Here is an 18,303-nt window from a genome sequence, read left to right as displayed (position 1 = left end):
CCATAAATTAGATAGACTTCATCACATCATGCAGTTCCAGGAATTTCGTATTAAACGCGCCTTCTACGAATTTTTCATGCTCAAGCAGTTTTAAATGAAATGGGATGGTGGTCTTTATACCCTCAATGACAAATTCACTTAATGCCCGTTTCATTCTTGAGATTGCCTCTTCCCTGCTGGCGCCATATGCGATGACTTTCGCAATCATTGAATCGTAATAAGGCGGTATCGTGTATCCCGGATATGCAGCCGAATCAATACGAACACCAAGACCTCCTGGCGGCAAATACATTTTAATCTTTCCAGCTGATGGGAGAAAATTCTTTTCTGGATTTTCAGCATTGATTCTGCACTCAATTGCCCATCCTGTAAAAGTGACTTCCTGCTGTTTTATTGATAGCTTTTCGCCGTTTGCCACTCGAATTTGTTCTTTAATTAGGTCGATTCCAGTGACCATTTCAGTAACAGGATGCTCCACCTGAATCCTTGTGTTCATCTCCATAAAATAAAATTTACGATTGCGGTAGTCATAGATAAATTCTACCGTGCCGGCACCTGAATAGGCAACTGCTTTTGCTGCTTTTACAGCTGCTTCCCCCATCTCCTCGCGAATTTCTCCGTCCAAGGCAGGTGAAGGCGTTTCTTCAAGCAGCTTTTGCAGCCTGCGTTGGATGGAGCAATCTCTTTCGCCTAAATGGATGGTATTACCGTGAGAATCACCAAGGACCTGAATTTCGACATGACGGAAATCCTCAATATATTTTTCAATGTAGACACCAGAATTTCCGAAAGCGGTCAGCGCTTCCTGCTGGGTAATGTTAATGCCTTTTATTAATTCTTGCTCATTCTTGGCAACACGGATTCCTTTACCGCCTCCGCCTGCTGTTGCTTTAATGATGACGGGATACTGAATTTTTTCAACGAGTTCTAGGGCCTCGTCGATGTTATTAATAATTCCGGTGGATCCGGGAACGATCGGCACCCCTGCTTCCTTCATCGTTTCCCTTGCGATATCCTTTGTACCCATTTTGGTGATTGCTTCCGGGCTTGGTCCAACAAAAGTGATATTACATTCACGACAGAGTTCAGCGAAATCGGCATTTTCTGCCAAGAAACCATAACCCGGGTGAATAGCATCACTTCCGGTTAACTTGGCGACACTAATAATATTTGTAACGTTTAAATAACTGTCTTTTGATGCAGTAGGTCCAATGCAATAGGCTTCATCAGCCAACTGAACATGCAATGCTTCACGGTCTGCTTCTGAGAAAACGGCTACAGATTCAATCCCCATTTCCCGGCAGGCGCGAATAATCCTAACTGCAATTTCTCCTCTATTTGCAATTAACAGTTTTTTTATCATTCTGTTACCGCTCCTAACTTAAGGCTTTACTAAAAATAATGGCTGTCCATATTCAACTAATTGGCCATTTTTTGCAAGAACTTCAACAATTTCTCCATTTACTTCTGCTTCAATTTCATTAAATAATTTCATCGCTTCAACAATACACACAATGGAATCCTTCGATACTTGTGACCCTGCTTTCACATATGCGTCTGCATCCGGAGTCGGTGAGGCATAGAAAGTTCCTACCATTGGTGAAGTAATTTTATGTAGATTTGCTGTTTCAGCTTCAGTGGTTGTTTCAACCTTTGGAGCTTCCTGCTTTACTTCCTCTGCATGTGCTGCAGGTGTAACTGCTGCTGCTTGGATTGTTTGAACGGCAGCCGATGCCGCTGGAGCAGCTGCTTGTATAATTGGCTGAACAGTCGTTACTGTTGCTGGACCATTTTTCTTCATCTTGATTTTAGAACCGTCATTCTCATATACAAATTCATCAATACTCGACTGGTCAACCAATTTAATCAATTCACGTATTTCTTGTACTTTTAACATTATGTAACACCCCTCGAACAACTTTAATTAGGACTTACTACTAATACTATACGATAATACCTTATAAAAGTTCAATAATCTAATTCGTAATTCTAACTTTGCCCCATGCTTCCATCTTAATATTTTTTATTTAAAAAGGGAATTTTTACTGTCAATATCAATACAAAACTATATTTTTCCCCAATAATGATTATATAAACGTAAAAAAAAGGAAGCGTGGCTTCCCCAGATTGTCGAGAAAGGATATTTTTCTCGGCAATTTTTTATTTGTCAGAATCTGTCTCTGCAATTGGGCCTGTTGATTTCCGCTCCTGGCACTCGCTTTCCGCGGGGAGGTCCTGGAGCCTCCTCGGCGCTATGGCGCCTGCGGGGTCTCCAGTGACCTCTATATCCCGCAGGAGTCGAGTCCCCTCCGCTCCAATCAACAGGGAGGCAAATCAACCTAAAGTTGCAACACACCTTTTCTAACATTGCTAAGTGTGTTGTCTAAAAAGAAGAAGGGATCAGATGGGCGCCCATTATCCTTAATATAAAAAGGACGAACTTTTTCTAAAAGAAAGGCTCTGTTATTATTCATTGTTGATTTTCGTGTAGGTATGAGAATTCATAAGCGGAGAATTTCCTGCTAATGTATATAGAGGAAGCTTAAGAAGCAGATATAAGCGGAGATATTCCGATTAACTGCTTTAAATAAGACAAAATCTATAGATTTAGATAATATAAACGGAAAAACTTCCTTTATTTTTAAGGAAATATGGATATTTCCCAATTTTAACGGAATTTTACCGTTTATTTTTCAAACACTGTGAAATCAACAGACCTGTTAAAAGACCGAATACCAATGGAATTATAACAAATTAACGCGTTTAACTATTAAAGAATTGGATTGAAATAAAAGGCTATCGAAAGTTTTTCGACAGCCTGAGGAAGCGCGGCTTCCCTTTTACTTTGATGGTTCATATTCAACTGCAACATAGTTAGTTTCATCAATTTCTTTTTTCACTTCGAGCATAATTTTATTTGCTTCTTTTACTGATGGCTTCTTCTTGGCTATAACTGTAACGATGACTTCCGGCCCATCGGCTCTAACTAGTACATCATCATAGCCCATCGTTTTAATAAAATGTTCAAGCAATTCTTCTTTTTGAGCTGTTTCTGTTAATTTATTCATTTGATCTTTTACCTGACTTTTTTCCTCCTCGGTAAGATTGGTAGAAGCTAATTGGGTAGTTAGATCTTCTCTCTTTTCGCTTCGGAGGTCTTCCTGGTTCATTTTAAGTTCTTCAAACTGAGCATCGCCCGCTACAGAAGAAATGACGGATTTACCATCCTTGGTTTCGGTTTTTGTTTTACCTTGATTTTGATCTTTAGCCTTTTGCTGTACAGCTGCCAGTTCATTCGTCTTTTGCTCTGGAGAGGTAATATAATAAACCGTCAGTACAACTACTAAACTTAACATTGTCAATAACCAAACTGTTTGTTTTTTTAAAAGCATGAAGAAATCCCCCTTTTATTTTTTAGGCATAACAGCGACTCTGTGGCTTGGCACTCCTAAAACCCTCGTGACTGCTTCCCTAATCCATTTTTTTACCTCGATATTATCAGCGCCCTTGGCAACCACTAATACACCGCGAATCTCTGGTTTTTTTGTTTCTACCACAATCGGAACCTCTTTTTCACCTTCACGGATTATCACCAGTTGTTCATCTGTTGAGGAATCAACCACTTTACGCTGCCCGCCGTCACGATCAACCTCATCCGTGGTCTGTGATTTTGTCACCCGATTTTTTTCCAGTACCTTTTTATCTGTTGAATCAATGTTCACTACGACGGTAACATCATTTACTCCTAACATTTCCTGTAGTGCCTTCCTAAGTTGATTCTCATATTTTTCTTCGTATTCAGCTATCGCCTTATTGCCTGAACCCTTATTCAAGCCAAATGCAGCTACATCCTCGGACTCTGCTTTCCCGCTTGTTGCAGCGGGTACCGAAGCAGGATTTGTGTCATTTTTGAACACAATATTGCCAACAAACATAAACGCTGCACCAATACAAAGGACAAGGATCATATACTGGTATTTACCGGGTTTCTTTTCACCTTTTTCATCCAGTTTGAGTAGTTTTTTAAGCCATGATAATGGTCCTTGATTGTTATCCATTTTTCTTTTTGATCCCCCCCTCAATCGAAACCTCAACTGACTCTTCTGATACGTTCCATTTTTGCGAAAGAAATGCGGCTATTTGTTCTGTTTCTTCTGTTGATCCTTTGGATGGAAGAGGTGTTCCTGTGTTAATTTCGATTTGTTTAATCACTTCGACTGTCTTCACGCCAGTTTCTGGCTGCTTCAGAAGAACCACAACCTTTTGGAGGTTTTCAGGAAATGCTTTGTCGCTTTCTTCGTTAATGGCTAGGTCAATTGTATCTATCTCCAATCCGTATTGGTCCATCAACTCCTTTTTAGCGTCCTTTTTGAGCTTGACAGCCATGTCTTTTAAAATATATGCACTCTGGGATGCTTGTATTTCTTTTTTCTTATAATCTATTAAATTTTTCATATTTTTTTCCCCTGGTGCTTGATACGTTGGGATGGCAGCAAAGGCTGATTCAAAATCCTTGGAAATCAATTTAAGGATTGGGGTTAGAATAATGGCGATTAAGAGCAGTCCTGTAACCATTTTCGTATATTTTTTCATACTAGAATTTGGAAGGAGCATATCAATGACTGTAGCTAACAGGATAAACAGAATAATATTCGTTACCCACTCTTTCAAAAACTCCATTTTCATACCTCCTATCTCATCATCATTGTTAAATTACCGGCAGCTACAATAACTGTGATACATAAAAAGAACATCAACGAGACAATTCCAAGTGCGGCAAAAACATAGATAACACTCTTGCTGATAATATCCAGACAGGTAATGATTGGCCCGCCACCTAACGGCTGCAGGATGGCGGCCGCAAATTTATAGATAAAGGCAATCATCAAAATTTTAATCGCAGGGAATGCGACGATGATTAGAAGGATAGCTACCCCGGCAATTCCAACCGTATTTTTTAACAGGACAGATGCACTAACGACTGTATCGGTAGCATCGGTAAACATTCTGCCGATGACCGGAATGAAGTTTCCGGTAACGAATTTCGCTGTCCTGATGGTAACTCCATCTGATACAGCGGCGGAAGCCCCCTGGACAGAGATAACACCTAGAAATACCGTTAAGAACAGCCCCATTAACCCGATGCTCCAGTTTCTTAGCAATGCAGCTAGCTGCGACACTTTATATTGTTCTGACATTGTACTGACAATACTAAGCAAGGTAGCTAGAAAGAGGAGCGGGAGAATAATATATTGCATGAATAATCCGCTCATATTCATTAAAAATAATACGACTGGATGAAAGAAAGCAGCTGAAACAAGTCCTCCAGAAGCGGCTATTAACGCCAGCAGCAACGGCACAAGCGCAAGCACAAAGGAGATCATCGTCCCAATGGCTTCATTTGTGTAATCGATAGCGACATGGAAACTATTAAGCGCAAGAATGACCAGCACCATATAGACAATCGAATATGCAACCTTGCTGATTGCGCTTTTCTCAAAAGCATTTTGCATTGATTGGAGGAACATACTAAAAATCGTTAGTATAATCAACGAACCAAGTAATTTACCATTCGCAACAAACTCATGGAAAGCAAACTTTAAAACTCCCTGCCCCCATTGTTTAAAGGAGAATTTTTTATCGCCTTTTACGAAATCATACAAGCTTCCTTTTTGGCTTTCCGGGAGAAAGCCGCCATATTTATTGGTGATATCTTCCCAAAATTGTTTTAGTTCCGCTAAGTCTAAGCCTTTAAGCTGTGAATCTACTAATTCCTGTGGAGAAAGCGGGTTAGAGGTGTCTTTGGATTCTTCGACAGCTTGGACACTTGGAATCATTAAAAAAAAGGATAAGAGAATGATAATCGGAATAATCTGCAGCCTCTGCTTCAACTTTTACACCTCATTAGCTCGGAATAAGTTTGATAATGGTTTCAATCAAAACGGTTAGAATAGGTATCGCCATGGCGAGAATGATTATTTTTCCTGCTAATTCAATTTTTGAGGCGATTGCTCCTTGACCGGCATCCTTCGTTATCTGAGTCGCAAATTCAGCGATATAGGCAATCCCAATAATTTTGAGAATCGTTTCAACATAAACCATATTCACGTTTGCATTAACTGCTAACTTTTCCAGCATATGAATGATTTCAAAAATCTTATCCACTAAAAACAGAAAAATGGCACAGCCGACAAAAACAACTAAAAGGAAGGCAAAATTTGGTTTTTGTTCTTTAATGATTAAGGCAAGAAAGGTTGCGATGAGAGCGACACCGACTATCTTAATGATTTCAATAGCAAAGCCCCCCTTTCTATTGAAACAGGAATACAGACTTAATTTTTTGGAAAAGGTCGTCCACAATCGAGGCCACCTGAAACAGAATATAAATAAATCCAAACAAAGTAACCCACTGTGCGTATTCCTTTTTACCCACTTGATCAAGAACAGTATGCAAAAAAGCAACCACTATACCGACACCGGCAATTTTGAAAATAATATCCACTTCTAAGCCCATTGCTTTTCCCCCTAAAATAATAAAATAATCAGTAATAATCCTGATAAGAAGCCCAGGCTCTTGACCATCTTTTCATATTTTGCCTGCCGGTCGATGGCGTCCGCTTCTTCTCTTTCAAGATGTGTCAGCGTCAGCATTATATGTTTTTGCTGGGAAAAGCGATCATGGCGGCCAAGGGTTTCCCCAAATTGCTTCATAATTTCAAATTCCCCCTGCTTTAATGCCGTAGACTTCCAAACCTCTTTTAAACTAGTTTCCCAGGCATCCTTTACCGTTGTTTCTGAATCTGTCAGCTTCTTCCCAAAGGCTTCAAAAAACAGGGAAAGCGGCTTAGAAAGCTGGGCAGCTAATCTTCTGGCAGCTTCATGCAATGGTGTGTGACTATACATGATTTCCGCCTCAAGTGATTGCAGTGCCGACCTTAACGCCCTTAGCTGTTTAGGCCGGTCACTAAAATTTCGGGCAGCCTCAAACCCAGTCCAAGTCGTCGCAACAATAATGATGATCGCTCCTATTAACTTAATCATTCATGTCACTCTCACTTTTAGTTTCATTTCATGTCCACTTGCATCGAGAATATGTGTAATTGTTCCTGGCCCAGCTGCACGACTTAGAATGACAAAGCGCTCAAAAATTCTTTGCTCAATAATGGCGTTTAGGGAAGGCCGATTCCGGATTTCTTCCATGCTCGTCCCGTGTGTAGTTGTAATTAATTTGATACCCGCATGAACCGCCTCTAGAATGGCCTCTGCGTCTTCCATTCGGCCAATTTCGTCGGCTATCAAGACCTCCGGACTCATTGAGCGAATCATCATCATCATTCCTTCAGCCTTTGGACAGGCATCTAAGACATCAAGCCGATGGCCAAAGGTTAATTGCGGTATGCCATTTACACAACCAGCGATTTCACTCCGCTCATCCACAATGCCTAATTTACGAGCCTGAACGCCTTTTACCCTGTTCCCGGAAGAAATGATTCTTGCAATATCTCGTAACAATGTTGTTTTCCCTGTTTGCGGTGGTCCAATAACCATCGTATGCATCCAATTCTTTTGATAAATATAAGGGATTAGTGGTTCAGCTATCCCCACCTTTTCCCTGGCAATCCTTATGTTAAAGGAGGAGATATCCCGAATCGCCTTCACCTTTCCATCTTCAAGAATCACCTTACCAGCCAGCCCAATCCGATGTCCCCCGGAAACGGTAATATATCCCCGCTTAAGCTCTTCCTCAAGCGTATAGATCGAGAATTGGCTTATTTTATTCATTAAATGAACAGCATCTTCGGGTTGAATAAGATAGGATAAAAATCTTGGTTCTCCCTTTAGCGTCATTTCTACAGGCCGGTTAATGCGAATACGAATTTCCTCTAATTCTTCTTTTTCATTAGGAGGGATTTGGCTGATTAGCTCGGCAATTTTTTTGGGTAAGAAGTTAAGAATTGTTTCCACGAAGGTTTCCTCCTTGTCTCTCATTATTTAAAATGTATGCCTGCATGGACGCATTATGACTTTCAAATCTGTTCATTCTTTCAAAAATTATCCTTTGATTCTATTTTCTTAAGCCTTTTACTAGACAAAATAGAAGAATTTTAACAATGGAACATTTAGCAAAGTTATGCCGTATTTTATAGAAAGCTCGAAGGTTTAAGGAGGAGAAAAGAATTTGTATAATTACCAGCCCCCAATAAGGAATGGGCATCCAAGCAAGGGACATTCATTGATTAAAGTAACCGGGGACGGAGAATTAGCAGTCCAACCCGACACTGCCTCTGTCAATTTAGGGGTCGTCACTGAAAATAAGGTACTAAAAACAGCCCAGCAGCGAAATTCTCAAGAGTCAAAAAGGGTTATTGATTCCTTATTAGCACTCGGAATTCCCCATAGTCATGTGCAAACATTCGATTACCGGATTGAATCCGATTATGATTATGAGCAGGGAAAACAAATTTTTCGCGGCTATAAAATCACTCATATCGTACAGGTGAAAATAGAAAATTTAACAATAATAGGAAAAGTGGTTGACACTGGGGTCGAAAACGGAGTAAATTATGTCTCGAATATCCAATTTAAGGTGAAAAACAAAGATTCTTATTACCAGCAGTCTCTTACCTTGGCAATTAACAATGCGCTTGAAAAGGCGAAAACAATTGCAGCAGCACTAAATGTGACACTAGTTCCAACTCCTAGTTTGGTCATCGAAGGTGGAGCCGTTGCCCAGCCCTTTTATCATCAACCTGAAACACTTGTTAAAGGGATTAGTTCCACTCAATTTGAGCCGGGACAAATACTGATAAAGGCAAATATAGTAGCGGAATTTCACTATTTGCCGACTTATTAAAAAGGCTGTGTTAAAGCACATTGTTGATTTTGAACACAATGTTGATTGGAGTGGAAGGCGCGAGACTCCTGCGGGAGCAGCGGGACAGGTGAGACCCCGCAGGCGCTTTAGCGCCGAGGAGGCTCACCGCCCGCCCCGCGGAAAGCGAAGCGCCTGGAACGGAAATCAACATTCACTATTAACAGAGCCATTAAAACAAGGATTGAACCGGAGCAGGTTCAATCCTTGTTTAATTAGTTATCATATTTCTTTGCCCAATTATACAATTGCATTTCGGTAATAGCCCCATTGTAGTGCTCTCGAATGACTCCCTGTTTATCGATTACAAATGTTTCAGGCTGCCCTGTAACATTATACAACTTAGAAACCTTCGCATTGTAATCAAATAAATAATTCATTCCAGCTTTATTGTTCTCAGTAACTTTTTTAATCTTATCCATTGTCTCACCGCGGTTAATCATAAGGAGGTTATATTGATCACCATAATCTTTTTGGAATGCCTCCAGCTCCGGAAGTTCTTCCTTACACGGGGCACACCATGATGCAAAATAATTCAAAATAACCACTTTCCCCTTAAAATCAGTGAGCTTCGTGGTACTTCCATCTAAATTTGGCAGCTCGAATTGGTAAGCCTTATCGCCGACATCTGTATGTTTTCCTTTTGTTACCATACTATAACCAAAAAAGCCGAACATGCCCAAAATAAGAATCAATACGAGTAATTTGATAACTCGCTGGTTCATCGTATTATCCTCCTGACACCGATAAAATCAACAGGCTAAACCAGCCTGTTATTTCTCAAGCTGCTTTAAAAACTCAATTTCCTTCTGAAGCTTGCTATGTTTTTTACCGATAATGAACATATAACCAAAAATGATAACCCAAGCAACGGAATAAGCTCCAAACATATATTCATAATTCATGATTAATTCCTCCTATTGTTCTAATTCTTCTCTTAATTTTTCTTTATATCGTTCAACTTTAAATTTCATCTTCTCAAAGGAAACACCCTTTTGAAGCAGGTAAGCATAAAGAATCGTGAACGCTGTAATCGTGACTAGCAATGCCACAAGCATACTGCTTTCGATCCCGCCGCCTTGTTGGGAAGGCCCGTCACCAAAAACAATTGGGTGGAACTTTGTCTGCCACCAGCGAATCGCAAAGAATACAATCGGAACGTCAGCAAAACCGATGATGCCAAAGACGGCTGAAAGCCGAGCCTTTTTATCCCAAACACCATCCATTTGGCGAATCATAATGTAGGCAATGTAGATAAAGAAAAGGATTAATGTCGTAATAAGACGCGGTTCCCACACCCACCAGGTATTCCAAGCTGACCTTGCCCATATTGGTCCAGTTGTTAAGACAATAATGGTAAAAACAACACCAATTTCTGCTGAAACATAGGCATAAGTGTCAAAAATTCGTTTGCGCTTGATTAAGAACAAAATACTGAATAAAAAGGTTACGAAAAACGCCATGAAAGCAAGCCATGCAGAGCTAACATGGAAATAAAAGATTTTTTGTGCGGCATGCATCGTTGATTCTTCCGCCGCAAAGATAAAGATAAAATATAGAGATACCAGCATGGAAATGACTGTTCCACCAAACAGAATTTTTGATAGATTCGCTGATTTCACACTAGTCAACGGTGTTCCAGGGAGCATCGCTTTCTCTCGTTCGAGATTCATACTCATCACTTAAACCTCCAGCACATAATCGATTAATAAGAAACAAACAACAAAGAAGATAACATCATACGCTGTAACCAATTGAATCCAGGCAATCGCACTCGAAAGCTTTTCGGCATTCGTTAAAATGATTTTCGTCGCCTGGACAACACCGATTAGGATTGGCGTTGTGATTGGAAAAAGCAACAGTGGCAGCAGCATTTCACTGCTCTTAGAGTTAGCAGCTAAGGCGGCTAAGAACGTCCCAATTGCGATAAAACCAAAACTGCCTAAGAAAACTACTAAAATAAAATAGGGTACGCTGCCGAGAAACTTGAAATCAAATAGTAAAAATAAAAACGGAATGGAAACGAGTTCAACCACAAGCATCATCGCGAAATTGGCTAAGAACTTTCCTAAGTAAATGCTCGCAGCCTCCATTGGTGCAACCAACAAACCTTGCATCGTATCATTTCGCTGCTCGGAAATAAACGAGCGGTTAAGGCCCAAAATTCCAGCAAATACGATAATGACCCAAATGACTCCCGGAATGACAGCCTTCGTCGTGTTATTAGCAGGGTCAAAAGCAAAGCTGAAAACAACAATAACAAGTCCTGCAAAAATAATTTGTGTTGTTAAGATTTGTTTTGTTTTTAACTCAGAATATAAATCTTTTTTTGCAAGTATCAGGGCCGTGCGGAATAGGTTCATGATACCCCCTCCACTTGAAGCTCATATTTTTCAGAAACAAAACCTAAGTTGCGATTTTCAATAGTGAAATCATCGACAATTTTGCCGTTTTTCACAATGATAATCCGATCGCAGATTTCCGCTGCTTGTTTGAAATCATGGGTTACCATTAATGTTGTCGCACCTTTTTCCTTCATGGAAAGAATCACATTATTGAGAATGGAAATAGCTCCCTGATCCAGACCGGTATGTGGTTCATCCAGCAGCAGAATCTCCGGATCATGGATAATCGCACGGGCGATGGCAATCCGCTGAATCATGCCGCGTGAGAAATTCTTCACTGGTTCATTTAAAAAGAATGATAAACCAACTTCCTTTACAAGCTTAATCGCTCTTTGCTCTACATCATCGACCCCGTATATATTTCCAAAGAAAACAAGGTTCTCTAACGGCGAGTAATGATCATATAGCAAGCTGGAATGGGGTAAATAACCTAATAGTTTTTTGATGTCAATATGATTTTTTTTCAAATCCAAGCCATTAATCTTGATTAGGCCTGATGTCGGCTTAATCAGCGTTGCCAAAACCTTAAGCAGTGTACTTTTACCAGCACCGTTTGGTCCTATTATCGCAACGGTTTCCCCTTTTTTGATGGAGAGGTCAACACCTCGTAAGATTAGCTTATTATCAGCTTGCTTCGTCAGTTTTTTTATTTCTATCATAAGGGTCACTCCCAACAAGCTGTTATTCGATATAATTACGTAAATTTAACTTTACCTGGACTAAATGCTGTTTGTAGGCAGCTAGCTTGGCATGGTACTCAGCTTCGGAAAGCTTCCCATCACCGAAGGTTTCTTCTAGTTCGATAATCTTATCCATTATGGCCTTTTGCTTCGCCATTAACTGCTTAAAGGCCTTCTCTTCCTTATCAGCCCCAAGTCGTTCCTCTTCCAATCTAGCTTTCCTTCTGAAGTAAGCAAAATAGGATATTCCCGCGATGACAATGGCCCCTATAATAATCAAAAAGACGTGTGGGTTAAAACGATGTAATGGTGACTGCGCCCACATTCTTAGGTGGCCGGGATTATGGAAAGCTGGTGCAGTATGGGTAACAGCACCATTTGTCCCATTGTCACTAGTTGTTTGCTTCTGTTCCGTATCCTTTTTAGTAGGCTGTACGTCTTTGTTGTAAACAAGTGAAAATGGCGAGTTTGCTTGAATATCTTCTAATGTGTAAATCCAAAAATTCTTACCATCCATATTTAGCAGCTCTGGGTTAACGGCTTGAATCCCGCTCATTTCGAGACTGCCTTTCCCTTCTTCAACAAGGAAGATTAACGATTTTACCGTATAATCAAAGGATAAATTGATGTCCTTCCCTTTTTCTACTCTATAGCTATAGGGAAGCTCAATCCTTTGATCTCCCGTTATGGGAGTAGTTGTAATAAAGCCAGTATCAACTTGCTTAGAAGCGATTTTATTTTCAGTAAAATCTAGATCCTTAGCTCCTTTAGGAAGGGTTACGTTTAAAACAGCCTCACTTTTTCCATCACCTTTATATTCATCAGCTGTTGTGTTTAAATAGAAGCCCCGATTATTAAAATAGGTCGAGCCATCGTCAGTTGGGCCAACAACAATATATTGCATATCAATTATGATCTTGGAATCAGATGCTGCCAAACCGTTAAACGGTATTAGCAGCATAAGCCCAAGGAGGAGAACGGTGATTTTCCTGATCACTTCCCTTCCCCCTTTTTACTTTGATAGCTTTTCATTTGAGCTTCAATTTCTTTTTCCACTTCGGCCATTAATTCTTGGTCCACTTGTTTATCCATTATTTGTTCTTCTTCTTTCATAATGCTTGCTACTTCTAATTCGTATTGTTTCTTTAAATTTTTGTAATCGGCGTGTGAGATTTTATCCATTTTGTACTCAAACTCTATTTCATTAAGAGTGGTCAAAAGCGCTTCTTTCGTCGAGGCTAAATCTTGATTTTTAGTACTAACATGTAAATAAGTATCCCACTTAAATAACGGTGACAATATTAGAAACAAACAGACAAGCGCCAATGCGGCTGTAAAACTCATTGAAATGATTGTGATATCATGCATTTTGTTCACATCCTAAAGATACTTTTTGCGTTCTTCATCGATCATAGAAGAAAGAATTTCCCCTTCTACTTCATCCTCGGTGTTCTCATATTCAGTGACTACTACTTCTTCTGCTCCTTTTTTCTTCACCCATTTCCGAATGATGATAAACAAAGCCGCTGCACCTGCTCCTAATACTACAAATGGAAGAACCCAAGCCATTAAGCTAAAACCGCTTTTCTCTGGAGAAGTCAATATTTCTTCCCCATAAATATTGACATAGTATTTACGGATTTTATCCTTATCCCAGCCCTTGTTCATCATCTCAACAAGGTCTTTTTTAAACTCGGTTGTAAGATTACACGTATTGGGATCGCATTCATAATGATCTTGTCCGCAGCCGCATGTGCAGGCGAATTGGGAAGCGACGGCTTTAAATTCGGCAGATTTATAGTTTATTTGTCTGGCCTCCACCTGGAATATTGATCCTTGAAAGATAAACGCTATAAGGAGGAGCCCTATATAAATTTTATTTTTCATATTAAGACACCTCTCTACGTACTCCTGTGTATCTCGGAGTGACATTACCATATTTTCCGTTCCAAACCGCGAACAGAGCACCAATGACAATCATGAAAGAACCAAACCATAACCAGTTCATCATTGGATTAACCTTTACGACAAAGGTTGCTTTGCCATCGTCTTCCCAAGCACTTAATACAATATATAAGTCTTCCTTGATTGAAGAGATGATGGCTACCTCGGAAGAAGGCTGTTCCCAGTTGCCATAAAAAACTTTTTCCGGTTGGAAGGAACCAAGTTTTTTACCATTTTTGAAAACCGTTATATCTGCATAAACAATATCGTTAATACCTTCTCTTTTTTGATCGAGACGCTCGTAATTGAGTCGGTAATCCTTAATTTCAATCGATTGTCCCAAACCAACTGTCTTCATCGTCTCTAAGTCATAGTTTTGTGAGCCGATAATCCCCATGGTAATAAACGCGATGCCAAGGTGGACGATGTATCCTCCATACCTGCGGCGATTTCGTATCATTAATCGGTACAACGCAACAAAAGGTGTTTCTTTCGTCATTTTCCTTCTAGCTTTGACACCTCGATAAAACTCTAAGTAGTGGGTGATTAATAATAGAATAATAACTCCGTAGCCAATGACTGCCCATGCTTTTTGGATACCTAACAAAACCATTAGAATCATCCCAAGAACAGCAAGGATAGCAGGCATCATGAAGTTTTTCTTCAAATTTTTTACCGTTGACCGCTGCCAGGCAAGCATTGGACAAACTGCCATAACAAACATCATTGATAATAGGATTGGCGCTTCTACTTTATTAAAGAATGGAAGCCCCACTGTTACCTTCGTTCCACGGACAGCTTCAGAAACTAGTGGGAAAATCGTTCCCCAGAAGACAGCAAATGCGGCACCAACTAATAATAGATTGTTAACCAGGAAGCTGCTTTCTTTTGAGACAAACGATTGGAATTCACCGGCGCTGCGTTTAAGCATATTGTAGCGGCTCATTAACACATATAATGCTAGGATTACGGCTACAGCCATAAAGATTAAGAAGTATAATCCTAGATTTGAATTAGCAAACGCATGGACTGAAGTCAAAACGCCGCTTCGTACTAGGAATGTTCCAAAGAGTGTCAGTGCGTAAGAAACGATGATTAGGCTGATATTCCATATTTTCAGCATGTTTTTTCGTTCTTGAATCATGACGGAATGTAAGAAGGCAGTAGCCGTCAACCATGGCATAAACGACGCATTTTCAACTGGATCCCATGCCCAGTAGCCGCCCCAGCCAAGCTCTACATATGCCCACTGGCCGCCAAAAATATTTCCAAGACTTAAAAACAACCAAGCAATAATTGTCCAGCGTCTCGTTGCTTTTATCCAGAAATCATCGACATTTTTCAAGATTAGGGCTGCCATCGCAAAGGCGAATGGAATGGCAAGACCGACATACCCAAGGTACAGTGTTACTGGATGAATAATCATTCCAGGGTTTTGGAGCATTGGATTTAGACCTTTCCCTTCGATTGGAACAGTATCTAATAGAAGGAAAGGTTTTGCTACAAACCCTAGGATAAAGAAGAAGAAAACCGCGTTAGCCAAAAGAATAGCTGAAATATACGGAACCATCGGATTTCCTTTCATCTTCCTTGAAAAAACAATCATTACCAGGTATAGCGTTAAGAAGAAGGTCCACAATAGCAAGGAACCAGCGTTACCAGCCCATAAGGCAGTTAATTTATAAATGATTGGCAGCTCACTGCTGGTATAATCATGAACGTATTCATATTGAAATTGTGATGTTGCTAAGAGGTAGAACAAGGAAAGCATTGCAAGTGCTGCACAGACAAATAATGCAATCAAACCGCCTTTACCGCTGTTAATAAACTTCTGATTTTTTGTACTAATCCCCAATGTGATAATGAGGAGTGAATAAATTGCAATGGCTAATCCGATATAAATGGTTGCGTTAGCAAATAAAAACATTTCGTCACCTTCTTAAGTTTGCCTGTTATTTTTCTTTCGGTGGTTGATTTAACATATCTTTATGTGTTTCAGGATCATAGTCCTTTACATCTTTTCCTTCGTATTTTGAAGGACATCTCGTTTTCACTGACTCTGCTTCAAAAGTATCTTTCTTTGTAGGAGATCCTTGAAGAATAGTGATCACACCTTCAGAGAAGTTATCTGGTTTTGGTCCGTTATGAATAACATGCATAACCTGGCCTTCGTTATTTTTCACATCAAATTTCAACTCAATTTTGTCAGGATTCCATTTAATCGAGTCTTCAATTAATAAACCTTCTACCGTAACAAAATCATCTTTATGCTGATTCTGAGTAGCGAGCAGCTCTTTCATTGTCAACTCCACCCCACTAGAGCCAGGTGTTGCTGCCATCAGTAAGAAAACAATGGCCCCTGCAATAATAAAACCGCCTAGCATGACAATCGTGTTTTTTTTCATCCTTCACACCTCATTAGATTAATTTCTTCATTTCTTCTTCGTACATTTCTTGGTCTATCTTTCCGGTTAAGAGTTTCTTGCGGAGTTCCTTTTTTTCCTCAGCATTTGCAACTTTGTTATCTCTTTTTTCAGTTGGTTTCTTTGGCTGCTGTTTATTATGTTTTGGACCCTTTGCTGCTGTAGGAGTTGACTTTGCGTTACCTTTCAATCCCAGGTAAACGAATAGACCCGCGATAATAATCGCGATTCCAATAATCGATGCACCGCCAACTCCGATAATTGGACGTTTTGAGCTGTCCTTTCCGCCACTCAAAACTTGATCTGTTGCAGTCCCATTTACTCCTGTATGGTTTTCATCATTTGGCGGCTGCGCTTTGTTAATTGCTTCCATTGTTGATTCCGTGCCATCTTTCTTATATGTGAAGGTATAGTTCAAGTTTTCTCCGGCTTTTACATTTTTGTATTGATAGTAGTAAAGCTCTTCTCCATAGTCATTTTTGGAATTGTTTGGCGCCTTCGGTTCTAACTGAATATCCATAGCGTTCATTGGCGCATAGAAGATAACATCAAGCAGATCGATATCAGCATTGTTGATGAGTTGATATGTAAAGCTCTTTTTGTCCCTTACATCAATTGTTTTCGTGTAATATTCGATGACAAATTTGTAAGCCTCGTTATTTTTAATCGGTTTTGCTGGTTTCCAGCTAATGATTCCCTTTTCTTTATCAACATCAAATGGACGCTGTACTTCTGGTTTGTTTTCCTCTGGAAATTCTGCAACTAAAGCAGCTTCAAAGCCTTTATCATTAGCAGGAACGGAAATTTCAATTTTTCCATCATAATCTTGGCCGCTTTTGTTTGTAATCGTTCCGTACTGACCTACTAGTAATGAAGGAACATCTCTGGATTCCCAATCCTCGGGGTAATCAAACTCTGGCATAACTTGAACTTGCATTTCCTTCATCGGAAATTTTTCTGCCTGAAAGGCTGTTTCAGCACTTGCCTTTGGTAGGATAAAGCTAGAGACAAATGATGCAGTAACGAATAATGCCAACCACTTTTTCTTACTCATATTAATCCTCCTTGATATGGAAAACTCATCACTAGGGAGCATTATTTTCCACTATAGTCCTCTTTGAAATAAATATAATCGTTATCCAACCCTAATTGTTGAGACACTCTTGAACATTTTGTTAAAGGATGAAAAACGTTCTCTTTTCGTCAAAAAACCACCACAAAGTTGACACAATTAGAAAAGCGAAAGCGCCATTTATATAAAAAAACCTCGAGCCCATTTGCATGGCTCAAGGTTTCAGGTAATCGTTAGGGGCGCGCTTTTTTTCTTTTATTGAACGTATATAACTTATGATGTCTGAAATATCTTGCTTCTTTAACTGGCGCACACCTTCCTGGCCCTTTAATGACGGACCCATCTTTGTTTCTTCGCGCCCATATGCGGTGGCAATCCAGATTTGCTTATCTGTTGTATATTTTAAATATTGCGGATTAGAAAGAGCCGTGCCCATTTTAATTTTGCCAGCTCCTGCCTCACCATGACAGTTTAGACAATAGACATTGTATTGTTTCATACCACGATCAGGATCACCGGGTACCGTTTTTGGCACATTAAATTCAAGCTCTTTTGTTTGCCAATTTCTCATAAACGCTGTTAGGTTGTCCAAATCCTTTTCCGACAATCTTGGACCATAAGCAGGCATTGCGGTACCTTCTCTGCCATATTTCACGTAATTATAAAGGTCTTTATCGGATACAACACTTAAAAAATGCTGATTATTAATGGCAGTCCCCGCGTTTGACCCTTCGCCTTTTCCTGTTTCACCGTGACAGACAAGACAATTTTTGATATAGACTTTTTCCCCTGAAGCAATCGCTTTTGAATTCTCGCTGTCAAAAATACCACTATTTCCAATGCCAAAAATAACTCCAATAATAATCAAAACATAACTTCCGATTAATATTTTTTTCATGGCTACTAC

Annotated in this window: 23 protein-coding genes; 1 reads left to right on the top strand and 22 read right to left on the bottom strand. The window is 39.8% G+C overall.

Annotated features, from left to right (window positions below; translation table 11 throughout):
* Positions 1–7 precede the first annotated feature (7 nt).
* The 10 genes from accC to spoIIIAA all read right to left on the bottom strand — a co-directional run bounded on the left by accC (position 8) and on the right by spoIIIAA (position 7,965).
* Positions 8–1,363, bottom strand: coding sequence for an acetyl-CoA carboxylase biotin carboxylase subunit (gene accC / locus ACFVSW_RS16270; protein WP_387317708.1), 1,356 nt, complete (start codon positions 1,361–1,363; stop codon positions 8–10).
* A gap of 18 nt (positions 1,364–1,381) precedes the next feature.
* Positions 1,382–1,897 (bottom strand): acetyl-CoA carboxylase biotin carboxyl carrier protein, encoded by a 516-nt coding sequence (gene accB, locus ACFVSW_RS16265; RefSeq protein WP_387317707.1) that lies wholly within the window; start codon positions 1,895–1,897, stop codon positions 1,382–1,384.
* Positions 1,898–2,840: 943 nt separating this feature from the next.
* Positions 2,841–3,392 carry a SpoIIIAH-like family protein gene (locus tag ACFVSW_RS16260; RefSeq protein WP_387317706.1) on the bottom strand — a complete coding sequence of 184 codons (552 nt, stop codon included), beginning with the start codon at positions 3,390–3,392 and terminating at the stop codon, positions 2,841–2,843.
* 15 nt (positions 3,393–3,407) lie between these two features.
* Positions 3,408–4,058 carry a stage III sporulation protein AG gene (gene spoIIIAG / locus ACFVSW_RS16255; RefSeq protein ID WP_387317705.1) on the bottom strand — a complete coding sequence of 217 codons (651 nt, stop codon included), beginning with the start codon at positions 4,056–4,058 and terminating at the stop codon, positions 3,408–3,410.
* A complete protein-coding gene (spoIIIAF, locus tag ACFVSW_RS16250) occupies positions 4,051–4,680 on the bottom strand; it encodes a stage III sporulation protein AF (RefSeq protein ID WP_387317704.1) in 630 nt (209 codons plus the stop codon). The genes spoIIIAG and spoIIIAF overlap by 8 nt, the downstream gene beginning before the upstream one ends.
* An 11-nt stretch (positions 4,681–4,691) precedes the next feature.
* On the bottom strand, positions 4,692–5,891 hold the full coding sequence (gene spoIIIAE, locus ACFVSW_RS16245; RefSeq protein ID WP_387317703.1) for a stage III sporulation protein AE: 1,200 nt from the start codon (positions 5,889–5,891) through the stop codon (positions 4,692–4,694).
* Positions 5,892–5,904: 13 nt separating this feature from the next.
* Positions 5,905–6,294, bottom strand: a complete 390-nt coding sequence (gene spoIIIAD, locus ACFVSW_RS16240) for a stage III sporulation protein AD (protein WP_193392260.1) — start codon at positions 6,292–6,294, stop codon at positions 5,905–5,907.
* Positions 6,295–6,310: 16 nt separating this feature from the next.
* Positions 6,311–6,514 carry a stage III sporulation protein AC gene (gene spoIIIAC / locus ACFVSW_RS16235; protein ID WP_007084610.1) on the bottom strand — a complete coding sequence of 68 codons (204 nt, stop codon included), beginning with the start codon at positions 6,512–6,514 and terminating at the stop codon, positions 6,311–6,313.
* An 11-nt stretch (positions 6,515–6,525) separates the two neighbouring features.
* On the bottom strand, positions 6,526–7,041 hold the full coding sequence (spoIIIAB, locus tag ACFVSW_RS16230; RefSeq protein WP_387317702.1) for a stage III sporulation protein SpoIIIAB: 516 nt from the start codon (positions 7,039–7,041) through the stop codon (positions 6,526–6,528).
* Positions 7,042–7,965 carry a stage III sporulation protein AA gene (gene spoIIIAA, locus ACFVSW_RS16225; protein WP_387317701.1) on the bottom strand — a complete coding sequence of 308 codons (924 nt, stop codon included), beginning with the start codon at positions 7,963–7,965 and terminating at the stop codon, positions 7,042–7,044.
* Positions 7,966–8,179: 214 nt separating this feature from the next.
* On the opposite strand from spoIIIAA, the gene ACFVSW_RS16220 reads away from it, so the two are divergent.
* Positions 8,180–8,854 carry an SIMPL domain-containing protein gene (locus ACFVSW_RS16220; RefSeq protein ID WP_387317700.1) on the top strand — a complete coding sequence of 225 codons (675 nt, stop codon included), beginning with the start codon at positions 8,180–8,182 and terminating at the stop codon, positions 8,852–8,854.
* Positions 8,855–9,087: 233 nt separating this feature from the next.
* Here the strand turns inward: ACFVSW_RS16220 and ACFVSW_RS16215 are convergent, their stop codons facing one another.
* The 12 genes from ACFVSW_RS16215 to ACFVSW_RS16160 all read right to left on the bottom strand — a co-directional run bounded on the left by ACFVSW_RS16215 (position 9,088) and on the right by ACFVSW_RS16160 (position 18,294).
* Entirely contained in the window at positions 9,088–9,597 is a 510-nt protein-coding gene (locus ACFVSW_RS16215; protein WP_387317699.1) for a TlpA family protein disulfide reductase, read from the bottom strand.
* A 48-nt stretch (positions 9,598–9,645) separates the two neighbouring features.
* Positions 9,646–9,777, bottom strand: coding sequence for a CcmD family protein (locus ACFVSW_RS16210; protein ID WP_387317698.1), 132 nt, complete (start codon positions 9,775–9,777; stop codon positions 9,646–9,648).
* Positions 9,778–9,789: 12 nt separating this feature from the next.
* The gene (locus ACFVSW_RS16205; protein ID WP_387317697.1) at positions 9,790–10,551 is read right to left on the bottom strand and encodes a cytochrome c biogenesis protein; all 762 of its coding nucleotides are present in this window, start codon (positions 10,549–10,551) and stop codon (positions 9,790–9,792) included.
* Between the two features lie 3 nt (positions 10,552–10,554).
* Complete coding sequence (locus tag ACFVSW_RS16200; RefSeq protein ID WP_387317696.1) at positions 10,555–11,235, bottom strand: heme exporter protein CcmB; 681 nt, start codon at positions 11,233–11,235, stop codon at positions 10,555–10,557.
* Complete coding sequence (locus ACFVSW_RS16195; RefSeq protein ID WP_387317695.1) at positions 11,232–11,936, bottom strand: ABC transporter ATP-binding protein; 705 nt, start codon at positions 11,934–11,936, stop codon at positions 11,232–11,234. The genes ACFVSW_RS16200 and ACFVSW_RS16195 overlap by 4 nt, the downstream gene beginning before the upstream one ends.
* A gap of 22 nt (positions 11,937–11,958) precedes the next feature.
* Positions 11,959–12,954 carry a hypothetical protein gene (locus ACFVSW_RS16190; RefSeq protein ID WP_387317694.1) on the bottom strand — a complete coding sequence of 332 codons (996 nt, stop codon included), beginning with the start codon at positions 12,952–12,954 and terminating at the stop codon, positions 11,959–11,961.
* Entirely contained in the window at positions 12,951–13,325 is a 375-nt protein-coding gene (locus ACFVSW_RS16185; protein ID WP_387317693.1) for a hypothetical protein, read from the bottom strand. Before ACFVSW_RS16185 ends, ACFVSW_RS16190 begins: the two co-directional genes overlap by 4 nt.
* A gap of 12 nt (positions 13,326–13,337) precedes the next feature.
* Positions 13,338–13,844, bottom strand: a complete 507-nt coding sequence (locus ACFVSW_RS16180) for a cytochrome c-type biogenesis protein (protein WP_387317692.1) — start codon at positions 13,842–13,844, stop codon at positions 13,338–13,340.
* Between the two features lies 1 nt (position 13,845).
* Entirely contained in the window at positions 13,846–15,828 is a 1,983-nt protein-coding gene (locus tag ACFVSW_RS16175; RefSeq protein ID WP_387317691.1) for a heme lyase CcmF/NrfE family subunit, read from the bottom strand.
* A gap of 25 nt (positions 15,829–15,853) precedes the next feature.
* The gene (locus tag ACFVSW_RS16170; RefSeq protein ID WP_387317690.1) at positions 15,854–16,306 is read right to left on the bottom strand and encodes a cytochrome c maturation protein CcmE; all 453 of its coding nucleotides are present in this window, start codon (positions 16,304–16,306) and stop codon (positions 15,854–15,856) included.
* Between the two features lie 13 nt (positions 16,307–16,319).
* The gene (locus ACFVSW_RS16165) at positions 16,320–17,378 is read right to left on the bottom strand and encodes a hypothetical protein (protein ID WP_387317689.1); all 1,059 of its coding nucleotides are present in this window, start codon (positions 17,376–17,378) and stop codon (positions 16,320–16,322) included.
* 232 nt (positions 17,379–17,610) lie between these two features.
* Positions 17,611–18,294, bottom strand: coding sequence for a c-type cytochrome (locus ACFVSW_RS16160; RefSeq protein WP_387317688.1), 684 nt, complete (start codon positions 18,292–18,294; stop codon positions 17,611–17,613).
* Between the last annotated feature and the right edge of the window lie 9 nt (positions 18,295–18,303).

The organism is Neobacillus sp. NPDC058068, from assembly GCF_042885335.1.
Classification (GTDB): Bacteria; Bacillota; Bacilli; order Bacillales; family Cytobacillaceae; genus Neobacillus.
This window is presented reverse-complemented; position numbering and strand designations above follow the sequence as displayed.